This is a genomic window from Anaeromyxobacter sp. SG66 (genome assembly GCF_022690805.1).
Taxonomy (GTDB): domain Bacteria; phylum Myxococcota; class Myxococcia; order Myxococcales; family Anaeromyxobacteraceae; genus Anaeromyxobacter; species Anaeromyxobacter soli.
On sequence record NZ_JALCZC010000005.1, the window covers coordinates 92,498 to 111,813 of the forward strand.

19 protein-coding genes and 1 pseudogene are annotated in these 19,316 nt (G+C 74.1%); 16 read left to right on the forward strand and 4 right to left on the reverse strand.

Translation table 11 applies throughout. The features are described 5' to 3' along the window. The first annotated feature begins 60 nt into the window (after nucleotides 1-60). From MNZ39_RS03340 to sufT, 12 genes are all read left to right on the forward strand, one after another. Nucleotides 61-990, forward strand: a complete 930-nt coding sequence (locus MNZ39_RS03340) for an ABC transporter ATP-binding protein (protein ID WP_242334457.1) — start codon at nucleotides 61-63, stop codon at nucleotides 988-990. Beyond that, complete coding sequence (locus MNZ39_RS03345; protein ID WP_242334460.1) at nucleotides 987-1,748, forward strand: ABC transporter permease; 762 nt, start codon at nucleotides 987-989, stop codon at nucleotides 1,746-1,748. Before MNZ39_RS03340 ends, MNZ39_RS03345 begins: the two co-directional genes overlap by 4 nt. A gap of 223 nt (nucleotides 1,749-1,971) precedes the next feature. Then, the gene (locus MNZ39_RS03350; RefSeq protein WP_242334464.1) at nucleotides 1,972-2,787 is read left to right on the forward strand and encodes an OB-fold nucleic acid binding domain-containing protein; all 816 of its coding nucleotides are present in this window, start codon (nucleotides 1,972-1,974) and stop codon (nucleotides 2,785-2,787) included. 91 nt (nucleotides 2,788-2,878) lie between these two features. Then, complete coding sequence (locus MNZ39_RS03355) at nucleotides 2,879-4,687, forward strand: ATP-dependent DNA helicase RecQ (protein ID WP_242334467.1); 1,809 nt, start codon at nucleotides 2,879-2,881, stop codon at nucleotides 4,685-4,687. 39 nt (nucleotides 4,688-4,726) lie between these two features. Further along, entirely contained in the window at nucleotides 4,727-5,275 is a 549-nt protein-coding gene (locus tag MNZ39_RS03360) for a YaeQ family protein (protein WP_242334470.1), read from the forward strand. Between the two features lie 134 nt (nucleotides 5,276-5,409). Continuing rightward, nucleotides 5,410-5,856, forward strand: coding sequence for an Rrf2 family transcriptional regulator (locus MNZ39_RS03365; protein WP_242334473.1), 447 nt, complete (start codon nucleotides 5,410-5,412; stop codon nucleotides 5,854-5,856). Further along, nucleotides 5,853-7,292: a Fe-S cluster assembly protein SufB gene (gene sufB / locus MNZ39_RS03370; RefSeq protein WP_242334476.1), complete on the forward strand. Its 1,440-nt coding sequence runs from the start codon at nucleotides 5,853-5,855 to the stop codon at nucleotides 7,290-7,292. The genes MNZ39_RS03365 and sufB overlap by 4 nt, the downstream gene beginning before the upstream one ends. A 2-nt stretch (nucleotides 7,293-7,294) precedes the next feature. Further along, the gene (gene sufC, locus MNZ39_RS03375) at nucleotides 7,295-8,119 is read left to right on the forward strand and encodes a Fe-S cluster assembly ATPase SufC (RefSeq protein WP_242334479.1); all 825 of its coding nucleotides are present in this window, start codon (nucleotides 7,295-7,297) and stop codon (nucleotides 8,117-8,119) included. Between the two features lie 8 nt (nucleotides 8,120-8,127). Then, nucleotides 8,128-9,444, forward strand: a complete 1,317-nt coding sequence (gene sufD, locus MNZ39_RS03380) for a Fe-S cluster assembly protein SufD (protein ID WP_242334482.1) — start codon at nucleotides 8,128-8,130, stop codon at nucleotides 9,442-9,444. Continuing rightward, entirely contained in the window at nucleotides 9,441-10,733 is a 1,293-nt protein-coding gene (locus MNZ39_RS03385; RefSeq protein WP_242334485.1) for a SufS family cysteine desulfurase, read from the forward strand. The genes sufD and MNZ39_RS03385 overlap by 4 nt, the downstream gene beginning before the upstream one ends. Nucleotides 10,734-10,763: 30 nt before the next feature. Continuing rightward, the gene (gene sufU, locus MNZ39_RS03390; RefSeq protein WP_242334488.1) at nucleotides 10,764-11,213 is read left to right on the forward strand and encodes a Fe-S cluster assembly sulfur transfer protein SufU; all 450 of its coding nucleotides are present in this window, start codon (nucleotides 10,764-10,766) and stop codon (nucleotides 11,211-11,213) included. 2 nt (nucleotides 11,214-11,215) lie between these two features. Further along, the gene (sufT, locus tag MNZ39_RS03395) at nucleotides 11,216-11,779 is read left to right on the forward strand and encodes a putative Fe-S cluster assembly protein SufT (RefSeq protein ID WP_242334491.1); all 564 of its coding nucleotides are present in this window, start codon (nucleotides 11,216-11,218) and stop codon (nucleotides 11,777-11,779) included. 6 nt (nucleotides 11,780-11,785) lie between these two features. On the opposite strand, the gene MNZ39_RS03400 is transcribed toward sufT, so the two are convergent. Continuing rightward, a complete protein-coding gene (locus MNZ39_RS03400) occupies nucleotides 11,786-12,148 on the reverse strand; it encodes an FHA domain-containing protein (RefSeq protein WP_242334494.1) in 363 nt (120 codons plus the stop codon). Nucleotides 12,149-12,334: 186 nt separating this feature from the next. Here MNZ39_RS03400 and MNZ39_RS03405 point away from each other — a divergent pair, with 186 nt between their 5' ends. After that, a complete protein-coding gene (locus tag MNZ39_RS03405; protein WP_242334497.1) occupies nucleotides 12,335-13,216 on the forward strand; it encodes a DUF4142 domain-containing protein in 882 nt (293 codons plus the stop codon). 79 nt (nucleotides 13,217-13,295) lie between these two features. Here MNZ39_RS03405 and MNZ39_RS03410 read toward each other — a convergent pair whose 3' ends face one another. The 3 genes from MNZ39_RS03410 to MNZ39_RS03420 form a co-directional block, all read right to left on the reverse strand. Beyond that, a complete protein-coding gene (locus tag MNZ39_RS03410) occupies nucleotides 13,296-15,200 on the reverse strand; it encodes a carboxypeptidase regulatory-like domain-containing protein (protein ID WP_242334500.1) in 1,905 nt (634 codons plus the stop codon). A 69-nt stretch (nucleotides 15,201-15,269) separates the two neighbouring features. Next, nucleotides 15,270-16,172, reverse strand: a complete 903-nt coding sequence (locus MNZ39_RS03415; RefSeq protein WP_242334503.1) for a S1C family serine protease — start codon at nucleotides 16,170-16,172, stop codon at nucleotides 15,270-15,272. Beyond that, nucleotides 16,169-17,080 carry a S1C family serine protease gene (locus tag MNZ39_RS03420; protein WP_242334506.1) on the reverse strand — a complete coding sequence of 304 codons (912 nt, stop codon included), beginning with the start codon at nucleotides 17,078-17,080 and terminating at the stop codon, nucleotides 16,169-16,171. The genes MNZ39_RS03415 and MNZ39_RS03420 overlap by 4 nt, the downstream gene beginning before the upstream one ends. A gap of 300 nt (nucleotides 17,081-17,380) precedes the next feature. On the opposite strand from MNZ39_RS03420, the gene MNZ39_RS03425 reads away from it, so the two are divergent. The 3 genes and pseudogenes from MNZ39_RS03425 to MNZ39_RS03435 all read left to right on the forward strand — a co-directional run. Continuing rightward, nucleotides 17,381-17,986: a response regulator transcription factor gene (locus MNZ39_RS03425; RefSeq protein WP_242334509.1), complete on the forward strand. Its 606-nt coding sequence runs from the start codon at nucleotides 17,381-17,383 to the stop codon at nucleotides 17,984-17,986. 96 nt (nucleotides 17,987-18,082) lie between these two features. Continuing rightward, the gene (locus tag MNZ39_RS03430; protein WP_242334512.1) at nucleotides 18,083-18,589 is read left to right on the forward strand and encodes a HugZ family protein; all 507 of its coding nucleotides are present in this window, start codon (nucleotides 18,083-18,085) and stop codon (nucleotides 18,587-18,589) included. Nucleotides 18,590-19,165: 576 nt separating this feature from the next. Continuing rightward, nucleotides 19,166-19,316 (forward strand): annotated as a pseudogene (locus MNZ39_RS03435) (HNH endonuclease); the annotation flags it as partial.

Consider the following 19,316-nt stretch of genomic DNA (forward strand, 5'->3'; position numbering starts at 1 on the left):
GCGCGCAGGCGCCGCGCCATAAACCCGCCTCCGCGGCGCGCCCGCGTTAGAGTGCCGCCCGTGGACACCGTCGTCGCGATCCGCGGAGTCACGAAGAGGTACGGCCCGCTCGTCGCGGTGGACGGGATCGATCTCGGCATCCGCCGCGGCGAGATCTTCGGGCTGCTCGGCCCGAACGGCGCCGGCAAGACCACCCTCATCTCGATGATCGCCGGGCTCCTCCGCCCGACCTCCGGCGAGATCTCGGTGCTGGGGCACGACGTCGTCCGCGACTACCGCGAGACGCGCCGTGCGATCGGGCTCGTGCCGCAGGAGATCAACTTCGACCCGTTCTTCAACGTCGAGGAGACGCTCCGCATGCAGGCCGGCTACTTCGGCGTGCGGCTCTCCGAGGAGCGGCTCGTCGAGATCCTGGGCGCCCTCGACCTCCTCGCGAAGCGCACCACCAACAGCCGGGCGCTCTCGGGCGGCATGAAGCGGCGGCTGCTCATCGGCAAGGCGCTCGTCCACGATCCGGCCGTGCTGTTCCTCGACGAGCCGACCGCGGGCGTGGACGTCGAGCTCCGGCGCGCGCTGTGGAGCTACGTGCGGCGGCTGCGCGAGCGCGGGACCACCATCGTGCTGACGACGCACTACCTCGAGGAGGCGGAGGAGCTCGCCGACCGCATCGGCGTCATCGACCGCGGACGGCTCCTCGTCGTCGAGGACAAGGACGTGCTCCTCTCGCGCCACGGCGCGAAGGTGCTGCGGCTCTCCCTGGCGCGGCCGCTCGCGGCCCTGCCCGCGCCGCTCGCGGCGGCGGGCGCCCGCCTCGAGGCCGGCGGCTCGGTCGTGTCGTTCGAGGCCTCGGGGGGCGACGCGCTCGGGCCGCTGCTCGCGGCGGTGGCGGAGGAGGGGCTCGCCGTGCGGGACGTCGAGACGCGCAGGACGACGCTCGAGGACGTGTTCGTGCGGCTCGTGTCGCGCGACCGCGAGGGGGCGCCGGCGTGATCTCGCTCGGGCTGTGGACGCTGCTGCAGAAGGAGGTGCGCCGGTTCCTGCGCGTGCCCGGGCAGACGCTCCTCTCGCCGGTCATCACCACGGCGCTGTACTTCATCGTCTTCGGATACTCGCTCGGCGGCCGGCTGCGCGAGGTCGAGGGCGTGCCCTACGCGCGCTTCATCGTGCCCGGGCTCGTCACCCTGGGCGTCGTGACGAACGCGTACCTCAACACCGCGTCGTCCATGTTCGTCATGAAGCTGCAGGGGACGATCACGGACCTCCTGGTGTCGCCGCTCTCCTACGGCGAGATCCTCGCCGGGTTCGTCGTCGCCGCGGTGCTGCGGGGGCTGCTCGTCGGCGCCGTCACGTGGGCGGTCGCCGGGGCGTTCAGCGGCTTCGAGGTCGCCCACCCGCTGCTCGCGCTCGCGCTCGTCGTGCTGGCGGCGGTCGCGTTCTCCGCGTTCGGGCTCATGACGGCCATCTGGGCGAGCTCGTTCGAGCAGGTGAACTTCTTCCCCACGTTCTTCATCACCCCGCTCACCTTCCTCGGCGGCGTCTTCTACTCGATCGAGATGCTGCCGGCGCCGTTCCGCGCCTTCACGCACGTGAACCCGATCTTCTACCTGGTGGACGGCGTGCGGTTCGGGATGCTCGGCATCTCCGACGCCCCGCCCGCGGTCGGGGCCGCGCTGCTCGTCGTCGTCGCGACGGGCGCGGTCGGCGCCGCCTACGCCATGCTCCGGTCCGGCTACAAGCTGCGCGGCTGACCCGGGGCGACCTGCCTCTTAGGGGGTAGAGCACGCCTTCCCGCGCCGACAGCTTTGCAGCCGCGGGCCGCGGTGATCAGGCCGGGCGCAAGGCCTGCGCGACCCTTCACATGGCGTGCCGTGAGCGGCTTTTCCGGGATCGAAATCGTCCCGACATGGGTTTATGCTACGGCCCCCTCGAAGCAGGGGTCTCGCGCAACTCGCGATACGGAGGTTTCTCCACATGCGTCGTTTGTCCGTCGTGATGCTCGTCTCGCTGGCCGTGGCGGGATGCAAGAAGCAAGAGCCCGCCCTGCCGCAGAGCAACGCGGCGCAGCCGAGCGCTCCGGCGCCCCAGGATGGGGTCGCGGCCCCGTCCGCCGGGCTCCAGGGCAAGGTCCTCGAGCGACTCGATGCTCCGCCGTACAGCTACCTCAAGCTCAAGACCGCGCAGGGCGAGACCTGGGCGGCCGTGCCGAAGACCGACGTCGAGAAGGGGAAGGACGTCACGGTCGCGGGCGCGATGCCGATGAAGGACTTCGAGTCGAAGACCCTCAATCGCAAGTTCGACGTCGTCTACTTCGGCACGCTCGGCGGCGGCGAGGCCCCCGCGGGCGCTCCGGTGGGCGGCGGCATGGGCGGCGGCGGGATGATGGGCGCCGCGCCCGGCGGCCAGGGGCCCGAGTCGATGGCGGCGGCGCACGCGGCCGCGGCGGCCGGCCCGAAGGAGGTCGGCGACGTGAAGGTCCCGAAGGCGGGGGGCCCCGACGCGCGGACCGTCGCCGAGGTGTGGACGCAGCGCGCGGCGCTCAAGGAGAAGAGCGTCTCCGTTCGCGGCAAGGTCGTGAAGTGGAACGCCGGCATCATGGGCAAGAACTGGCTCCACCTGCGCGACGGCTCCGGCACGGCCGGCAAGGACAACGACATCACGATCACGACGAACGACGACGCCGCGGTCGGCGACGTCGTCCTCGTGAAGGGCACGGTCCGCGTCGACAAGGACTTCGGCGCCGGCTACGCCTACCCGGTGATCATCGAGGACGCGAAGCTCTCGAAGTAGCCGCTCCTCGAGCGTGAGCCCAGGCGGGCGCGGTCCTCGCGGGCCGCGCCCGTTTTCCTTCCGGGCGGCCGACGTGTAGATTCGGCCGCCCGTGGCGACCGCTCCCGAGACCCTCTTCTCCGCCGCGGACCGGCGAGCGCTCGAGTCGGAGGTCGCGGACCTCGCCGACGTCTCGAGCGGTCTCGGGCGCGCCGAGGGCGAGCCTGCCGGCGCCGAGACGCCGGAGGACGCCGCGCTCCGCCGGAGCTGCGCCGCGCGGCTGGAGGCGCTCCGCGCGCGCTGGCGCGAGGCGCCCGAGCTGTTCGGCCCCGCCACCGTCGGCCGGCTCCGGACGCTCGCGGAGGCGATCGGCCGTCCGTCCGCCGCGCCGCCGCCCCCGGCGACGCCGTCGGGCGCGCGCCAGCTCCTGCGCGAGGTGTTCGGGCACGAGGCCTTCCGGCCAGGCCAGGAGGAGATCGTCACGGCCGTGCTCGCCGGACGCGACTGCGTGGGCGTCATGCCCACGGGCGCCGGCAAGTCGCTCACCTACCAGATCCCGGCGCGCATCCTCGGCGGCACGACCCTCGTCATCTCGCCCCTCGTCGCGCTGATGAAGGACCAGGTCGACGCCATGGGGCGCGTCGGGCTGCGGGCCGCGTTCCTCAACTCGACGCTCTCCCCCGAGGAGCGGCGCGACCGCGTCCGCGCGCTGCGCCGCGGCGAGCTCGAGCTCCTGTACGCCGCGCCGGAGGGGCTCGAGGCCTCGGTCGGCAGCGCGCTCGAGGGCGTGCGGCTCGCGCTCATCGCGGTCGACGAGGCGCACTGCATCAGCCACTGGGGCCACGACTTCCGCCCCGCCTACCGGAACCTGGCGGGCCTCAAGGAGCGGTTCGGCGCGCGCGTGCTGGCGCTCACGGCCACCGCGACGCCCGAGGTGACGCACGACATCGCCGCGCAGCTCGGCATGGAGCGGCCGCTCCTCGTGCGCGGCTCCTTCCTGCGCAGGAACCTGTCGCTCCACGCGGTGAAGAAGGGCGAGGGGCTCAAGGCCCGCGACGCGATCCTCCGGCTCGTCCGCGCGCGCAGGGGTGAGAGCGGCATCGTCTACGCGCTCTCGCGCAAGTCGGTGGAGGAGACCGCCGAGCTCCTGAAGGACCACGGCGTCCGCGCCGAGGCGTACCACGCCGGCCTCGAGCCGGAGGTCCGCGCCCGCGTGCAGGACGCCTTCCGATCGGGCGAGATCGACGTCGTCACCGCGACCGTGGCGTTCGGGATGGGGATCGACAAGCCGGACATCCGCTTCGTCATCCACCGCGACCTGCCGCGCTCGATCGAGTCGTACTACCAGGAGATCGGCCGCGCCGGCCGCGACGGCAAGCCGAGCACCTGCGTCCTCCTCTACTCCTGGGCGGACGTGATGAGCTGGGAGCGGCTCCTGGGCGACGTCGAGCCCGAGCTCGCCGAGGCGCAGAAGCGGCAGGCGCGGGCGATGTACCGGCTCGCGGACGGCGACGGCTGCCGGCACGAGCGGGTGGTCGGGCACTTCGGCGAGGTGATCGCGCCGTGCGGCGACGCGTGCGATCGCTGCACCGGCGAGGACGTCGTCGAGAGCGCGCCGGCGGTGCGGGCGTCGCGCGCCGGGCGCGGCGCCGCCGGTCGCAAGCGCGACGCCTCCCGGGGGCGCGACGCGGCGTTCGACGCCGAGGTGGATCTCGAGCTCTTCGAGGCGCTCCGCGCCTGGCGCGGGGAGGCGGCCCGCGCCCGCGGCGTGCCGGCCTACGTGGTCTTCGCCGACGCCACCCTCGCCGAGCTGGCGCTGCGGCGGCCCGTCACCCGGGACGAGCTCCTCGAGGTGAAGGGCATCGGGCCGCGCAAGCTCGAGGAGTACGGGGAGGCGCTCGTGAAGATCCTGAAGCGGTAGACGACCTCGACCCCGACCTCAGCCCACCTGCAGACTCCGATGGCGCTCCCCTCGACCCTCCACCACTTCGACCTCCGCGTCACGCACGCCGACACCGGCGTCGAGGCGACCGTCGCGCTCAAGGTCGCGCGTCACCCCTCCGAGACCGCGGAGCGGCTCTGGCTGCGCGTCCTCGCCTACGCCTGGCAGTGGCGCGAGGGGATCGCGTTCGGGCCGGGGCTCTGCGAGCCGGACGCTCCGGACGTGCTCGCGGCGCTGCCCGACGGCCGCACGGCGCTCGTCGTGCGGGTCGGCAAGCCCGAGCCGCAGCGGATCGAGCGCGACGTGAACGGGAACGCGGGCGCGCGGGTGGCGGTGCTGTTCGAGTCGCCGCGCCGCCTCGAGGCGTTCCTGGCAGAGGCGCGCGAGCGCCGGCTCGCCCGGGTCGCCCGCGCCGATCTCGCCGCGGTGGATCCCGGGCTCCTCGCCTGGCTCTCACGCCATGAGGACCGCCGCGCCCGGGTCGGGCTCACGTTCGTCGCCGACCACGTCTACGCGGAGCTGGACGGTGAGTCGGCGGACGGGCCACTCGGCCGGGCGAGCCTCTGAGTCCCTGATCCCACAGGGGTTTTGGCGCCGCCCGTCGATGGGCATGAAATCCGCTGCCGCAGCGTTTAATCATCCGTAAGTGGACTGTTTCGGTCCATGATGGATCGGCCCGCGGAGGCGGACGGATGATCAGAATGTCCAAGCTCACCGACTACGCGATCGTGCTGCTCGCGCACCTCGCGCGCAGCGGCCGCACGCTCGCCGCGCAGGAGCTCTCGGGGCGCTCGGGTGTGCCGCTCCCCACCGTCTCCAAGCTGTGCAAGGAGCTCTCGAAGGCCGGGCTCGTCGTCTCGCACCGCGGCCGTCACGGCGGGTATGGGCTCGCCCGGCCTGCGGAGCGCATCTCCGTGGCCGAGATCGTCGAGGCGCTGGAGGGGCCGATCGCGCTCACCGACTGCACCTCGCCGGCGAAGGTGGCCTGCGGCATCGAGGCGACCTGCCCCGCGAAGGCGAGCTTCGACCCCGTCACCCGCGCGATCCAGGGGGCGCTCGCGGGCCTGCCCCTCTCCGCCATCGCCCCCTTCCGCGCGCCGGCCGACGAGTCGCCCGCGCCCGTCACGCTGGGAGTCCACGCGTCATGACCACCGCGCAGCAGCTCAAGGAGCTGACGCAGCAGAAGTACCGCTACGGCTTCGTCACCGACATCGAGGAGGACAGGGTCCCGCGCGGCCTGTCCGAGGACATCGTCCGCCTCATCTCGGCGAAGAAGAACGAGCCGCACTTCATGCTGGAGTGGCGCCTCAAGGCGTACCGGAACTGGCTCACGCTCGAGGAGCCGACCTGGGCGAACGTGAAGTACCCGCCCATCGACTACCAGGACATCGTCTACTACTCGGCGCCCAAGCAGAAGAAGCCGCTGGCCTCGATGGACGAGGTGGACCCCGAGCTGAAGCGCGCCTTCGAGAAGCTCGGCATCCCGCTCGCGGAGCAGCAGCGGCTCGCCGGGGTGGCGGTGGACGCCGTGTTCGACTCGGTGTCCGTCGCGACCACCTACAAGAAGAAGCTCGGCGACCTGGGCATCGTCTTCTGCTCGTTCTCGGAGGCCGTGCGCGAGCACCCCGCGCTCGTCGAGCGGTGGCTCGGCTCGGTCGTGCCGTACAGCGACAACTACTTCGCGGCGTTGAACAGCGCGGTCTTCTCCGACGGCTCGTTCGTCTACGTGCCGAAGGGCGTGCGCTGCCCGATGGAGCTCTCGACCTACTTCCGGATCAACGCGAAGGACACGGGGCAGTTCGAGCGGACCCTCATCGTCGCCGACGAGGGCGCGTACGTCTCCTACCTCGAGGGCTGCACGGCCCCGCAGCGGGACGAGAACCAGCTCCACGCCGCCGTGGTCGAGCTCGTGGCGCACGAGGGCGCCCACATCAAGTACTCCACCGTCCAGAACTGGTACCCCGGCGACGCCGAGGGCCGGGGCGGCATCTACAACTTCGTGACCAAGCGCGGGAAGGCGCTCGCGCGGGCAAAGATCAGCTGGACGCAGGTCGAGACCGGCTCGGCAATCACCTGGAAGTACCCGTCCTGCATCCTCCAGGGCGACGACTCGGTGGGCGAGTTCTACTCGGTCGCGCTCACCAACCACCGGCAGCAGGCGGACACCGGCACGAAGATGATCCACGTCGGCAGGAACACCCGCTCGACGATCATCTCGAAGGGCATCAGCGCCGGCCGGGGCCAGAACACCTACCGCGGGCTCGTGAAGATGATGAAGGGGGCGGTGGGCGCCCGCAATTACTCGCAGTGCGACTCGCTCCTCATCGGCGACCGCTGCGGCGCCCACACGTTCCCGTACATCGAGGTGCGCAACCCCTCGGCGAAGGTCGAGCACGAGGCCACCACCTCGAAGATCAGCGAGGACCAGCTCTTCTACTGCAAGCAGCGCGGCATCTCGGACGAGGACGCGGTCTCCATGATCGTCAACGGGTTCGCGAAGCAGGTCCTGAAGGAGCTGCCGATGGAGTTCGCGGTGGAAGCGCAGAAGCTCCTCGGGATGAGCCTGGAAGGGAGCGTCGGCTAGCGATGGGAGGGAACGTCCAGGTGAACGGCGCGAGGGACGCCGCGGCGCTGCTGCGGGTGAGCGGGCTGCGCGCGAGGGTCGCGGGCGGGGAGGGCGAGATCCTGAAGGGCGTGGACCTCGAGATCCGGCCGGGCGAGGTGCACGCGATCATGGGGCCGAACGGCTCCGGCAAGTCCACGCTCGCGGGCGTGCTCGCCGGCCGCGAGGCGTTCGAGGTGACGGGCGGGTCGGCGACCTACGCGGGCCAGGACCTCCTCGCGCTCGCGCCCGAGGCGCGCGCGGCGGCGGGGCTTTTCCTGGGCTTCCAGTACCCGGTGGAGATCCCCGGGGTCGGGAACCTCTACTTCCTCCGCACCGCGCTCAACGCCATCCGGCGCTCGCGCGGCGAGGAGGAGCTCGACGCGATGGACTTCCTCGCGCTCGCCAAGGAGAAGATGAAGCTCGTCGAGCTCGACCCCGCCTTCGGGAGCCGCTCGGTGAACGAGGGCTTCTCCGGCGGCGAGAAGAAGCGGAACGAGGTCTTCCAGATGGCGGTGCTCGAGCCCAGGCTCGCCATCCTCGACGAGATCGACTCGGGGCTCGACATCGACGCGCTCCGCGTGGTCGCGCGCGGGGTGAACGCGGCGCGCGGCCCGGAGCGCGGCATCCTGCTCGTCACCCACTACAAGCGGCTCCTCGAGTACATCCCCCCCGACGTCGTGCACGTCATGGCGAACGGGCGGATCGTGCGCTCCGGCGGGCCGGAGCTCGCGGACGAGCTCGAGCAGACCGGCTACGCGTGGACGGACGGCATGCGGCCGGAGCTCGCCCAGCCCGCGGGCGCGTGAGGAGCGCGATGACGCCCGTCGAGTCGAGCCTCGTGGAGCTGTTCGCGAAGGACCCGCGCGAGCCCGGGTGGCTCGCCGAGGCCCGCCTGGAGGCGCTGGCGCGCTTCCGCGCCCGCGGCCTGCCCACCTCGCGCGACGAGGACTGGCGGTTCACGAGCCTCGCCTCGCTCGCGCCCGTGGTGCTCGAGCGGACGCGCCCCGCGGACGCCGAGGCCGGCGCCGCGCGCCTGGGGGCGCTCCTCGCGCGGGCGCCGGGCGGCGGCCCGCGGCTCGTGTTCGTGGACGGCCGGCTCCGCCGCGAGCTCTCCGTGATCGAGGGGCTGCCCGCGGGCGCGATCGTGTCCTCGCTCGCGCAGGCGCTCCTCGAGGCGCCGGCGCTCGTGAAGCCGCACCTCGGCCGGCTCGCCCGCCCCGAGGAGCACGCGTTCGTCGCGGCGAACGCCGCGCTCATGGCCGACGGCGGCTTCGTGCACCTCCCCGCCGGCGCCACCCTCGACGCGCCCGTCGTCCTCGTGTTCCTCGCCTCCGGGGCGCGCCCCGCGCTCGCGAGCCCCCGCACGCTCGTCGTCGCCGGCGAGGGCGCCCGCGCGACCGTCGCCGAGGTCTTCCTGGGGGAGGACGGCGTCTACCTCACGAACGCGGTCACGGAGCTCGTCCTCGGCGAGGGCGCCGACGTCGAGCACGTGCGGCTGCAGGACGAGTCGCCGCGCGCCTTCCACGTGGGCGTCGTCGCCGCTGAGCAGCAGGCGAAGGCGACCCTCGCCGCGCACGCGCTGTCGCTCGGCGGGCGCCTGTCCCGGAGCGAGCTGCGCACCCGGCTCGTCGGCGAGCAGGCGAGCGTCGCCGCGAACGGCCTCTACATGGCGGACGGCGAGCGGCTCGTGGACAACTTCTCCTGGGTGGAGCACGCGGTGCCCCGCTGCTCGACCACCGAGACGTACAAGGGCGTCCTCGACGGCCACGCGCGCGGCGTCTTCTCCGGCCGCATCCGCGTGATGCCGGGCGCGCAGAAGACGGTCGCCCGTCAGATGAACTCGAACCTGCTCCTCTCCGACGACGCGATCGTCGACACGAAGCCGCAGCTCGAGATCTTCGCGGACGACGTGAAGTGCGGCCACGGCGGCACGGTCGGCCAGCTCGACGAGGCCGCGCTCTTCTACCTGCGCTCGCGCGGGCTGCCCGCGGCCGAGGCCCGCGGGCTCCTCATCTATGCGTTCGTGGCGGAGATGGTGGACCTCGTCCGCGCCGCCCCGCTCCGCGCGGCGGCGAAGGGCCTCGTCCAGGCCCGACTCCCCGCGGGCGCGCGGCTCCTGGAGGCGGCATGAGCGTGAGCGGAACGAGCGCGGCGGGCGAGAAGCGGCTGAGCGGGGCGGCCCCGGCGCGGCGGCCTGCGCCGGCCTTCGACGCGGCGCGCGCGCGCGAGGACTTCCCGATCCTGCGCCAGCGCGTCCACGGCCGTCCGCTCGTGTACCTCGACAACGCCGCGACGACCCAGAAGCCGCGCGCCGTCATCGACGCGATCTCCCGGTACTACGAGGAGGACAACGCGAACGTGCACCGCGGCGTGCACCTCCTGTCCGAGCGCGCCACGCGCCGCCACGACGAGGCGCGCAAGCGCGTGGCGCGCTTCATCGGCGCCCCGGATCCGCGCGAGGTGATCTTCGTCCGCGGCACCACCGAGGCGGTGAACCTCGTCGCGCAGACGTTCGGGCGGACGCGGGTCGGGGCCGGCGACGAGGTGCTCGTCACCGAGCTCGAGCACCACTCCAACATCGTCCCCTGGCAGATGCTCTGCCACGAGAAGGGCGCGCGGCTGCGCGTCGTGCCCGTGACCGACGCGGGCGACCTCGACCTCGACGCGCTCGAGGCGCTCCTCGGCCCCCGCACCCGGCTCCTCGCGGTGACGCAGGTCTCGAACGCGCTCGGGACGGTGAACCCGCTGCCCGAGATCATCGCGCGGGCGAAGGCGAGGGGCGTGCCGGTGCTCGTGGACGGCGCCCAGGGCGCGCCGCACCTCGGCTTCGACGCCGCCGCCTCCGGCGCGGACTTCTACGCGTTCAGCGGCCACAAGCTGTACGGGCCCACCGGCGTGGGCGTGCTGTGGGGGCGCCGCGAGCACCTCGAGGCGATGCCGCCCTGGCAGGGCGGGGGGGACATGATCCTCTCCGTCACCTTCGAGAAGACGATCTACAACGCGCTGCCCCACAAGTTCGAGGCCGGCACGCCCGACATCGCCGGCGCGATCGGGCTCGCCGCCGCCATCGACTACGTGGACGGCCTCGGCCTCGAGGCGATCGCCGCGCACGAGCGCGAGCTGCTCGCGCTCGCGGTGGACGCGCTCGAGGCGGAGGAGGGCGTGCGCCTCGTCGGCACGCCGCGCGAGCGCGCGGGGGTGGTCTCCTTCCTCGTCGGGGACGTCCACCCGCACGACGTCGGCACCGTGCTCGACCGGCACGGGGTGGCCGTCCGCGCCGGGCACCACTGCGCCCAGCCGCTCATGCAGCGCCTCGGCCTCGCGGCGACGGCCCGCGCGTCGTTCGGGCTCTACAACACCCCCGAGGACGTCGACGCGCTCGTGCGCGGGATCCGCGCGGTCCGGGAGATGTTCGCCTGAGCCGCGCCTCGCGGCGGCCGGAGTGAGGACATGTCGGAGCTGACGGATCTGTACCAGGAAGTGGTGCTCGACCACGGCAAGCGACCCCGCAACTACGGGCCGCTCGAGGGGGCGACGCACCGCGCGGAGGGCCTGAACCCGCTGTGCGGGGACCGGATCGCCGTCCAGGCGCGGCTCGAGGACGGCGTCGTCCGCGACGTCCGCTTCGAGGGGAGCGGCTGCGCGATCTCGAAGGCCTCGGCCTCGGTCATGACCGGGTTCGCGAAGGGCAGGACGCCGGCCGAGATCGACGCGGTGTTCGAGCAGTTCCACCGCCTGGTCACGGAGGGGCCCGGCGCGGTGGACGCGGAGTCGCTCGGCAAGCTCGCCGTGTTCGGGGGCGTGCACGAGTACCCGACCCGCGTGAAGTGCGCGAGCCTCCCGTGGCACGCGCTGCGCCAGGCGCTGCGCGGCGGCGGCGAGGCGATCTCGACGGAGTGACCATGGCCTTCTCCCGCACGCCCACCTCCACGCGGCGCGACGTCCCGGCCGTCCGGGTCCCGGACGGCGACCGTGTCCTGCTCCCCTCCGGCACGTGGCTCGTCGTGCAGCAGGCGCTGGGCGGTCAGTTCACCGCCATGACCGAGCTCGGCGGACTCGTCCGCATCGACGGCACCGACGCGGACGCGCTCGGCCCGGAGTTCGAGGCGGAGGCCCGGAGGTTCGCGGCAGAGCGCGCCGCGGCGGTGGAGGGCCCGTTCGACGAGGAGAAGGTCTGGGAGGCGCTCCGGACGGTCTACGACCCGGAGATCCCCGCGAGCATCGTCGAGCTCGGCCTCGTCTACGCGCTCGCCGCCGAGCCAGTGGAGGGCGGCCACAAGGTGCACGTGAAGATGACGCTCACGGCGCCGGGCTGCGGCATCGGTCCGGTGCTCGTGGACGACGTGCGGCGCAGCGTGCTCGGCGTGCCGGGCGTGAAGGACGTCGACGTCGAGCTCGTCTTCGATCCGCCATGGGACCCGTCGCGGATGAGCGAGGCGGCGCGGCTGCACCTCGGCATGATGTAGGGACCCTCAGCTCTCCACGACGTACTTCAGCACGGTCGAGGCGATCCGGACGACGTCCCCGTGGCGGAGCGTCTGCTCCTGGACGAGCTTCGAGTTGAGGAACGTCCCGTTCGTCGAGTCGAGGTCCACGAGCACGTGGACGCCCCCCGAGACGAAGATCCGCGCGTGCCGGCGCGACGCCTGGTCCGAGCCCACCACGACCGTGTTCCCGGCCTCCCGGCCGATCGTCACGTCCTCGTCGCCCAGGGCGTAGGTGCGTCCCTTCTCCGCCCCGTCGGCGGCGTGGACGACGACGAGGGAGGCTTTCGCGGTTCGGGCGCGGCCGGTCGCCTGGGGCGCCGCGCCGACGCGGGTCTCGTCGAGGCTCATGCCATCGCGTTAGCACGGCCGGGAGGGAGCGAGAAAGGGGGCGGGGTACGCACAAGGTGGGCCGGTTTCCGTGCGCGCGGGCGTGCGCTCCCGCCGCGAGCGCACGATCCCGCGCCGCGTGCGAATCGCGTGCCTCCTCTACAGCTTTTGCCCTGAGCAATTCACGGATCCAAGGGGGAGGGCACCATGAACAATCGGTGGAGGAGAGCCGCGATCCTCGCGGCGCTGCTCGTCGGGGCGCCTGCCTACGGGCAAGGCGCCGGGTCGCAGATGGGGACGGGCGGCCAGCGGTCACCGGGTGACGACGCGCCGCGGAGCACGACGAGCAACCGGGGCACGGGATCGAGCGCGACCGAGCAAGGCTCGACCGGCAGCCGCGGGTCGACCAGCAGCACGATGGGGACCGGGAGCGCCGGGACCGAGTCCGGCAAGGCGCTGAAGAAGGATCTGGTGAAGGCCGTCCAGGAGCTGCACGCGGCCAACCAGACCGAGGTGCAGCTCGGTCAGCTCGGCGCCCAGAGCGCCCAGTCGCCCGAGGTGAAGCAGTACGCCGAGAAGCTGGCCCAGGATCACCAGAAGAACGACGACCAGCTCCAGCAGCTCGCGCAGACGATGGGCGTGAACCTGCAGGGCGAGGAGACCCGGGAGAAGACGAAGGAAGGCCAGGAGCGCGTGACGGACCTGCAGAAGAAGCAGGGCGCCGAGTTCGACAAGGCCTTCATGAAGGACATGGTGAAGGACCACAAGAAGGACACGAAGGAGGTCGAGAAGGCGGCGAAGGAGGCGCGCAAGGAGAACCAGACGCAGCTCGCCTCGTTCTTCGAGACCACGCACACGACGCTCCAGGGCCACCTGCAGGAGGCGCAGCGGATCGAGAAGCAGCTCGAGCGGGGCGGCTCGCAGGCGCGCCACGGCTCGCGAGCCGGCGAGATGGGCACCGGCAGCGGCGCGGCAGGCAAGGGTGGCGGGACCGGCGGCGCCGGGGGCCCTTCCGGCTCCGGGACGGGCAGCGGCAGCGCGCCCACCGGCGCGGGCGGGACCGGCGGCGGGTCGGGCGGCGGCAAGTAGCGACGCTCGAAGAAAGTCGCGAGAGCGAGACGGCCGGGCACGGCGACGCGCCCGGCCGTTTCGCGTCCGCGGCGCGCCATCAGCCGCGCACGATCCGCCGCGGCACGCGCACGTCGAACGTCGCGTCGCCGCGGCGCACCGTCAGGACCACCGCGGTCCCCTCGGGCCCGCGGATCGCGTCCACCGCCCCCGCGAAGCCGAGCTCGGTCACGGCCCGCCCCTCCACGCGGATCACGAGATCCCCGGCGGCGATGCCCACCTCCGCCGCCCCGCCGCCGGGCACCACCTGCGCGACCTGCAGCCCGTCGTCGCGCGTCGCGAGGACGATTCCGATCCCGGCGAGATCCACGCGCGGCTCCTCCCCCGCCTCGACCGGCCGGAGCCGGACCTCGAGCGCGCCGGCGCCGCCGCCCGGGGGGGCGTCCACGCCGACGATGCGCGCGTGGTGCCCGGCCGCGGCGACGAACAGCGAGGCGCGGCGCGGCAGGCTCGAGAGCGCGAAGCGGCCGTCGTCCCCCGTGGTCGCCTCGGAGAGCGCCGGGAAGGTCGAGGCGGCGCTCTCGGCGAACGTCCCCTCGACCGAGATGCGCGCGCCGGCGAGCGGGGCGCCCGTCGCGTCGTCGCGCACGATCCCCTCGACGCGCCCGCCCGGCTCGAGGGCAGCGTCCGCCACCGCCTCCGCGTCCGGCGCGGGGACCTCGACGGCGAGCTCCCGCGAGGGCGCGTACCCCGGCGCCGACACGGTCACGACGGCGGGACCGGGCGCGAGGTCGTCGAGCGCGTAGCATCCGGACGGATCGATGACCGAGCGGCTCGCCTGCGGCACGAGGCGGAGCGGCCCGCGGCGCTCGAGCACGGTCACCGTGAAGGGCGCGACCGGCCGTCCGGAGGCGGCGTCGCGGACGCAGCCGCGCAGCCGGCCGCCCGCGCCGAGCTCGAGCAGGAGCTCCCGCGCGCCCGGGCTGACGCGCCGCGCGGTCGCGGGAGCGCGCCCCTCCGCCCGCGCCGTGACGCGGTAGCGCCCGGCGGCGAGGTCCGCGAGCGCGAAGCGGCCCTCGTCGTCCGTCAGCGATTGCGCGGCGGGGGGGCCGGCGCCCCCGAACGGCCCCTCGGGCGCGGCGGTGACGAGCGCCCCCGCGATCGGGCCGCCGCCCCTCTCGACGACGCGCCCCGCCACCGGGCCGGGCGACCCGAGCGAACGGTGGGCGGGCCCCAGCGTCACGGTCACGCGGCCGTTCAGCAGGGCGAGCCCGTCCACGGGGGCGCGCCCGGGGAGGAACCCGTCCTTGCGCGCCTCGAGGACGGCGCCCTCCGGCGCCGAGAAGTGGAACTCGCCCGCGGCGTCCGTCGTGAAACGGTCCGCGATGGGCACGAGCGCCGCCTCGGCCGCGGCTCCCGAGAGCCGCACCTCGGCGCCCGCGATCGCGTGCCCCTCGCGGTCGACCACGCGGCCGGCGATCGGCGTCGCGGGTACGAGGTGGATCTCGAGCCCGCGCACCGGACGCCCCGCGCGCGCGTCGAGCTGGACGGGGCTGTGGCCCCACTCCGGCGCGAACGGCAGGAAGCCCGGAGCCACCACCGCCGCGAGGAGCCAGCGACCCTCCGCCGGTGGCTCGAAGCGAAACGCGCCGTCCGGGCCGGCGCGCACCGAGGCGGCCGCCCCGGCGCGCGAGAAGGTCAGGTCGGCGCCGCCGACGCCGGCGCCGCTCGTGCTCGAGACGACGCGTCCCTCGAACGTGGCCGGACCCGGCGCGGCGGAGTCCGCGCCCGTGGCGGGGACGGCGGGGACGCGGATGGGGAGGCGCGAGGGTGGATGATCCGGCGCCGCGCGGGCGGTGTCGCTCGCGGGCGCGGGCGGGCGGGCGGGCGGGAGCGGAGCGGCGCGCTGCGGCTCGCGCATCGCCCACCAGGCGAGGAGCGCGGCGAGCGCCGCGGCGAGGAGCACGAGCCCGGCTGCGACGGGCGCGCGGCGGCGATCCGGCATGGCGCAGGTATAACGCGCGGCCGGGCGGGACGAGGGCCGGAGAGCGCCGAGGTCCGGCCGGGGTCGCCCCTACGCCGCCAGCGCCGCCGGCCTCGGGCGGATCTCCACCTGCCGCAGCCCCCCTCCGCGCAGCACGTCCACGCGCAGCGCACCCTCGCCGCCGAGCACCATCGCCCGCACCAGATCGTCGAGCGTCTCGACCGGTCCTCCCGCCGCGCCGACCACCAGGTCCCCGCCGCGGAGCCCCGCCGCCTCGGCGGGCGAGCCGGCGACGACCTCCATCACGCGCACGGCCCTCCCGTGCCCGGCGGCCTGCGCGTCGGCCGGATCGAGGTCCTCGCCGCGCGCGGAAACGCCGAGGAAGGGCCTTCGCACCGAGCCGTCGCGGATGAGCACCGAGGCGATCCAGCTCGCGGTGTGCGCCGGGATGGCGAAGCCGATGCCGTGCGCCCAGGGGAGCATCGCCGTCGTGATGCCGACCACCGCGCCGTGGGCGTCCACGAGCGGCCCGCCGGAGTTGCCGGGGTTCACCGCCGCGTCGGTCTGCACGAGCCCCTCGAGCACCTCGCCCCGCGCGGCGGGGAGGTTGCGGTGCAGCGCGGAGACGACGCCCGTCGTGACCGAGCGCTCGAAGCCGAGCGGGTTGCCGATGGCGAGCACGATCTCCCCGACGCGCAGGCGGCGCTCCGCGAGCGGGAGCGGAGGGAGGTCGCGCGCCTCGGCCCGCACGACGGCGAGGTCAGTGAGCGCGTCCGCGCCGGCGAGCTCGCCCTTCACGGTGCGCGCGCCGGAGAGGCGCACGCGCAGCGGGCCGGGCCCCGCCGCCACGTGCGCGTTCGTGAGGATCCAGCCGTCCGGCGCGAGCACCACGCCCGAGCCGAGGCCGCGCCGGTGCTCGACCCCGACCACGCTCGGCGACGCGAGCGCGACGAGGTCGGCGAGGCCGCTCGAGAGGTCCGCGATGGGGATCACGACCGCCTCCCGTGCCCGCGCGCGCCGACCGTGACCGTCACGTCGCGCACCTCTCCGGCGCGCAGCAGCTTCATCGGCACCGCGTCTCCGATCCGGTCCTCGGCGAGGAGCCCGAGGAGCTCGGACGGATCCTGGAGCGTGTCTCCCCCGAACGAGAGGAGCGCGTCGCCGAGGAGGATCCCGGCGCGCTCGGCGGGGCTCTCCGGCTCGACGCGCGTGACGAGGAGCGCCACGTGCTCGCCGGTCGCCGCGCGGAGCGGGGCGGGGAGCGACACGGGCATCGTCGCGAGGCCGAGGTAGCCGCGGCGCACCTCGCCGTGGGCGAGGAGCGACTTCACGACCCGGCGGAGCGTGGCCGGCGGGACGATCATCGCGCTGCCGCGCACGAGCCCCGCGGAGAGGAGCCCGAGCGGCGCGCCCCCCGCGGACACCGCGAGGCCGCCCGAGACGCCGGGGTGCAGCGCGAGCGTGGTCTCGAGGAACCGGTCGATCCGGCCGCCCCGGCCGCCGCGGTACTCGCCCGCTGCGCGCGCGACGAGACCGAGCCCGACGCGCGGGCTCTTGCCGGGGCGCGTCACCCCGAGGACGAGCGCCCCGGCCGCGAGCGGCGGGTCGGTCCAGGGGGCCGGGGCGATCCCGCCGCCGCGCAGGCGGAGGGCGGCGAGGTCGGTGGTGGGATCGCGCCCGACGACCTCGGCGACGGCCGTCTCGCCGGACGGCAGCCCGACGTCGATCTCCTCGTCGCGATCGAGGACGTGATGGGCGGTGACGACGATGCCGTCGGCTGACCAGGCGACGCCGCTCGCCGCGCGGCCGCGGCGGCCCTCGACGCGGACGACGTGCTCCTGGGCGAGGCGGACGAGCTCGGTGAGCTCGTCGGACAGGGCGGACAGGGTGTGGGCTTCCATGGCTTCTCGCTCTCCGTGGGCGCCGGGGACGGTTGGCGCCCGGGGGAAAGCGTAGGAAGGCGAGCGGGGCGGCACATCGGCGGGAGGGACGGGAGCGCGACCTGGTCGGATGGGTAGGATCCGGGGGCGCGGCGGCGAGATCGGGGCGGGGACGTGGCCGGGGTCCGGTCGAGTTCGGGTCGTGGTCGGGTCGGGGTCAGGGTCAGGGTCAGGGTCGAGGTCGAGGTCTGCGCACTCGTCGGATGTTCGAGGTCCCTCCCTCGTCGCGCGCCGTGCGCCGAGCGCCGTTACATCCGCCTCATGTCCGTCCGCGTCCTCCTCGTCGGCGACGACCCGCTCGCTCGCGCGGGGCTCGCGGCGCTGCTTGCCGGCCGCGCGGATCTCGTGCTCGCGGGCGAGTCCGACTCCGATGCCGCGGCGGAGTCGATCGTCGCGACCGGGCCGGACGTGGTGCTCTGGGATCTCGGCGTCGCGGGCGAGGCGGCCGAGGCGCTGAACGGGGCCGGGACCGCGGCGATCCTGGCCCTCGCGGCGGACGAGTCGCACGCCTCCGAGGCGCTCCGCGCGGGCGCGCGCGGCGTGCTCCTCCGCGGCATCACCCCCGACGCGCTCTCGGCCGCGCTGGTCGCGGTCGCGCGGGGGCTCGCCGTGCTGGAGGCGCCGCTCGCGGGCGAGTGGCTGCGGCTCCCCGACGCGCCGCTCGCCGCCGAGGGGCTCACCCCGCGCGAGCGCGAGGTGCTCTCGCTCCTCGCCGAGGGGCTCGCGAACAAGGCCATCGCCGCGCGGCTCGGGATCTCCGATCACACCGCCAAGTTCCACGTGAACGCGATCCTGGGGAAGCTCGGGGTCGAGAGCCGGGCGGAGGCGATCGTCAGGGCCGCGCGGCTGGGGCTCGTGGCGCTGTAGAGCGGTCGCGAGTCCCCCCCGAGACGCCGCGCCGTAACCCGCCGGGGAGCGGCGTCGCGCGTCGGCGGGCGACACGAACAGCGCCAGGGGGACGCCATGGCCGAGGATCCAAGGGAAGCCGCCGAGAAGAAGGCGCAGGCGCGGGTGGAGGAGATGGGCGGGGCGGAGGCGGCGCGCGCGCTCCTGCGAGCGGAGAAGGTCGCGGTCCTCACGACCCTCTCGCAGCGCAGGCCGGGCTGGCCGGCGGCGTCGCTCGCGCCCTTCGCGCTCGACGCGCGCGGGGCGCCGATCCTGCCCCTCTCGGCGCTCGCGCAGCACACCCGCAACCTCGAGGCGGATCCGCGCGCCTGCCTGTTCGTGTACGACGCGGCCGCCGCGGTGAAGGACGCGCGCACGGCGCCGCGGCTCACCCTCTACGGGAAGGTCTCGGTGCTGGAGGGCGCGGACGAGACCGAGGCGAAGACCGCATACCTCGCCCGCCACCCCGACGCGCGCGGCCTCCTCGGCCTCGACTTCAAGCTCTACCGCCTCGCGGTCGAGGAGGCGCAGTGGGTCGGCGGCTTCGCCGCGGCGGGCTGGCTCACGCCTGCTGAGCTGTTCTGACGGGCAGCACGAGTGCGGGTACTGGCCGGACGAGCGTGGGTGTTTCGACCGCCGTCTTACGTGCGCTTGCCGGATTCCGGCATCGACGGGGTCGGCACACGCGCTTCGAGCGCGACACCATGAACGCGAGGGTGGCGGCGGAGCAGGCGAACGTCTCGCCGTGTGTCGGGACGGCTGGGCGCGGCGCAGAGGGTGAATGCGGACTTCTCGTAGGCGCTTCCGCAGCTCGCGCCGGCGCACGGCCGGAGCGTCGCGGGAGGTCCTCTGTTCACCTACCGTAACGACTATCGCCAGCGATAGTCCGCCGGAACTTCGCAGCGTCGCTCGCGCTCAAGGCGTCCCAGTTGCGGTGGGTGAAACAATTCCCATTGACGCCTTCTCGCTTCGATCGCGCTCGGCATATGGGTAGGCGCGGGAGGGCCGCTCTCGCGCACGCGCCTCGCGCGTGAAGCGCGCGCCGATCGGTTTGAGGCTCCGACGAGGGCGCAGCGGAGAACGCCGCGCAGACGCGAACCTGGAGCGTCTCTGGAGCTCCGGAAATCGCGTGCTACGAAGGGTGTACTGGAGGTGCACCCCATGTCTGCGCTCGCCCCCGCTTCACTCGAGTCGAACGTTCTCGCCCTGCGCCTGCGCGAGCTCGCCGGAGAGGAACGAAACGTCCAGGTCGACTTCCTCCTGCACCTCGACGAGTTCGATCGGCGCCGCGCCTTCGTTGAAGCCGGCCATG

What these genes read in the sequence shown, in the direction of transcription:
- MNZ39_RS03350 (WP_242334464.1), top strand. Translation starts at nt 1,972, where the DNA reads ATGCGTCGTTTGTCCGTCGTGATGCTCGTCTCGCTGGCCGTGGCGGGA.
- MNZ39_RS03360 (WP_242334470.1), top strand. Translation starts at nt 4,727, where the DNA reads ATGGCGCTCCCCTCGACCCTCCACCACTTCGACCTCCGCGTCACGCAC.
- MNZ39_RS03365 (WP_242334473.1), top strand. Translation starts at nt 5,410, where the DNA reads ATGTCCAAGCTCACCGACTACGCGATCGTGCTGCTCGCGCACCTCGCG.
- sufB (WP_242334476.1), top strand. Translation starts at nt 5,853, where the DNA reads ATGACCACCGCGCAGCAGCTCAAGGAGCTGACGCAGCAGAAGTACCGC.
- sufC (WP_242334479.1), top strand. Translation starts at nt 7,295, where the DNA reads ATGGGAGGGAACGTCCAGGTGAACGGCGCGAGGGACGCCGCGGCGCTG.
- sufD (WP_242334482.1), top strand. Translation starts at nt 8,128, where the DNA reads ATGACGCCCGTCGAGTCGAGCCTCGTGGAGCTGTTCGCGAAGGACCCG.
- MNZ39_RS03385 (WP_242334485.1), top strand. Translation starts at nt 9,441, where the DNA reads ATGAGCGTGAGCGGAACGAGCGCGGCGGGCGAGAAGCGGCTGAGCGGG.
- sufU (WP_242334488.1), top strand. Translation starts at nt 10,764, where the DNA reads ATGTCGGAGCTGACGGATCTGTACCAGGAAGTGGTGCTCGACCACGGC.
- sufT (WP_242334491.1), top strand. Translation starts at nt 11,216, where the DNA reads ATGGCCTTCTCCCGCACGCCCACCTCCACGCGGCGCGACGTCCCGGCC.
- MNZ39_RS03400 (WP_242334494.1), bottom strand. Translation starts at nt 12,148, where the DNA reads ATGAGCCTCGACGAGACCCGCGTCGGCGCGGCGCCCCAGGCGACCGGC.
- MNZ39_RS03405 (WP_242334497.1), top strand. Translation starts at nt 12,335, where the DNA reads ATGAACAATCGGTGGAGGAGAGCCGCGATCCTCGCGGCGCTGCTCGTC.
- MNZ39_RS03410 (WP_242334500.1), bottom strand. Translation starts at nt 15,200, where the DNA reads ATGCCGGATCGCCGCCGCGCGCCCGTCGCAGCCGGGCTCGTGCTCCTC.
- MNZ39_RS03420 (WP_242334506.1), bottom strand. Translation starts at nt 17,080, where the DNA reads ATGGAAGCCCACACCCTGTCCGCCCTGTCCGACGAGCTCACCGAGCTC.
- MNZ39_RS03425 (WP_242334509.1), top strand. Translation starts at nt 17,381, where the DNA reads ATGTCCGTCCGCGTCCTCCTCGTCGGCGACGACCCGCTCGCTCGCGCG.
- MNZ39_RS03430 (WP_242334512.1), top strand. Translation starts at nt 18,083, where the DNA reads ATGGCCGAGGATCCAAGGGAAGCCGCCGAGAAGAAGGCGCAGGCGCGG.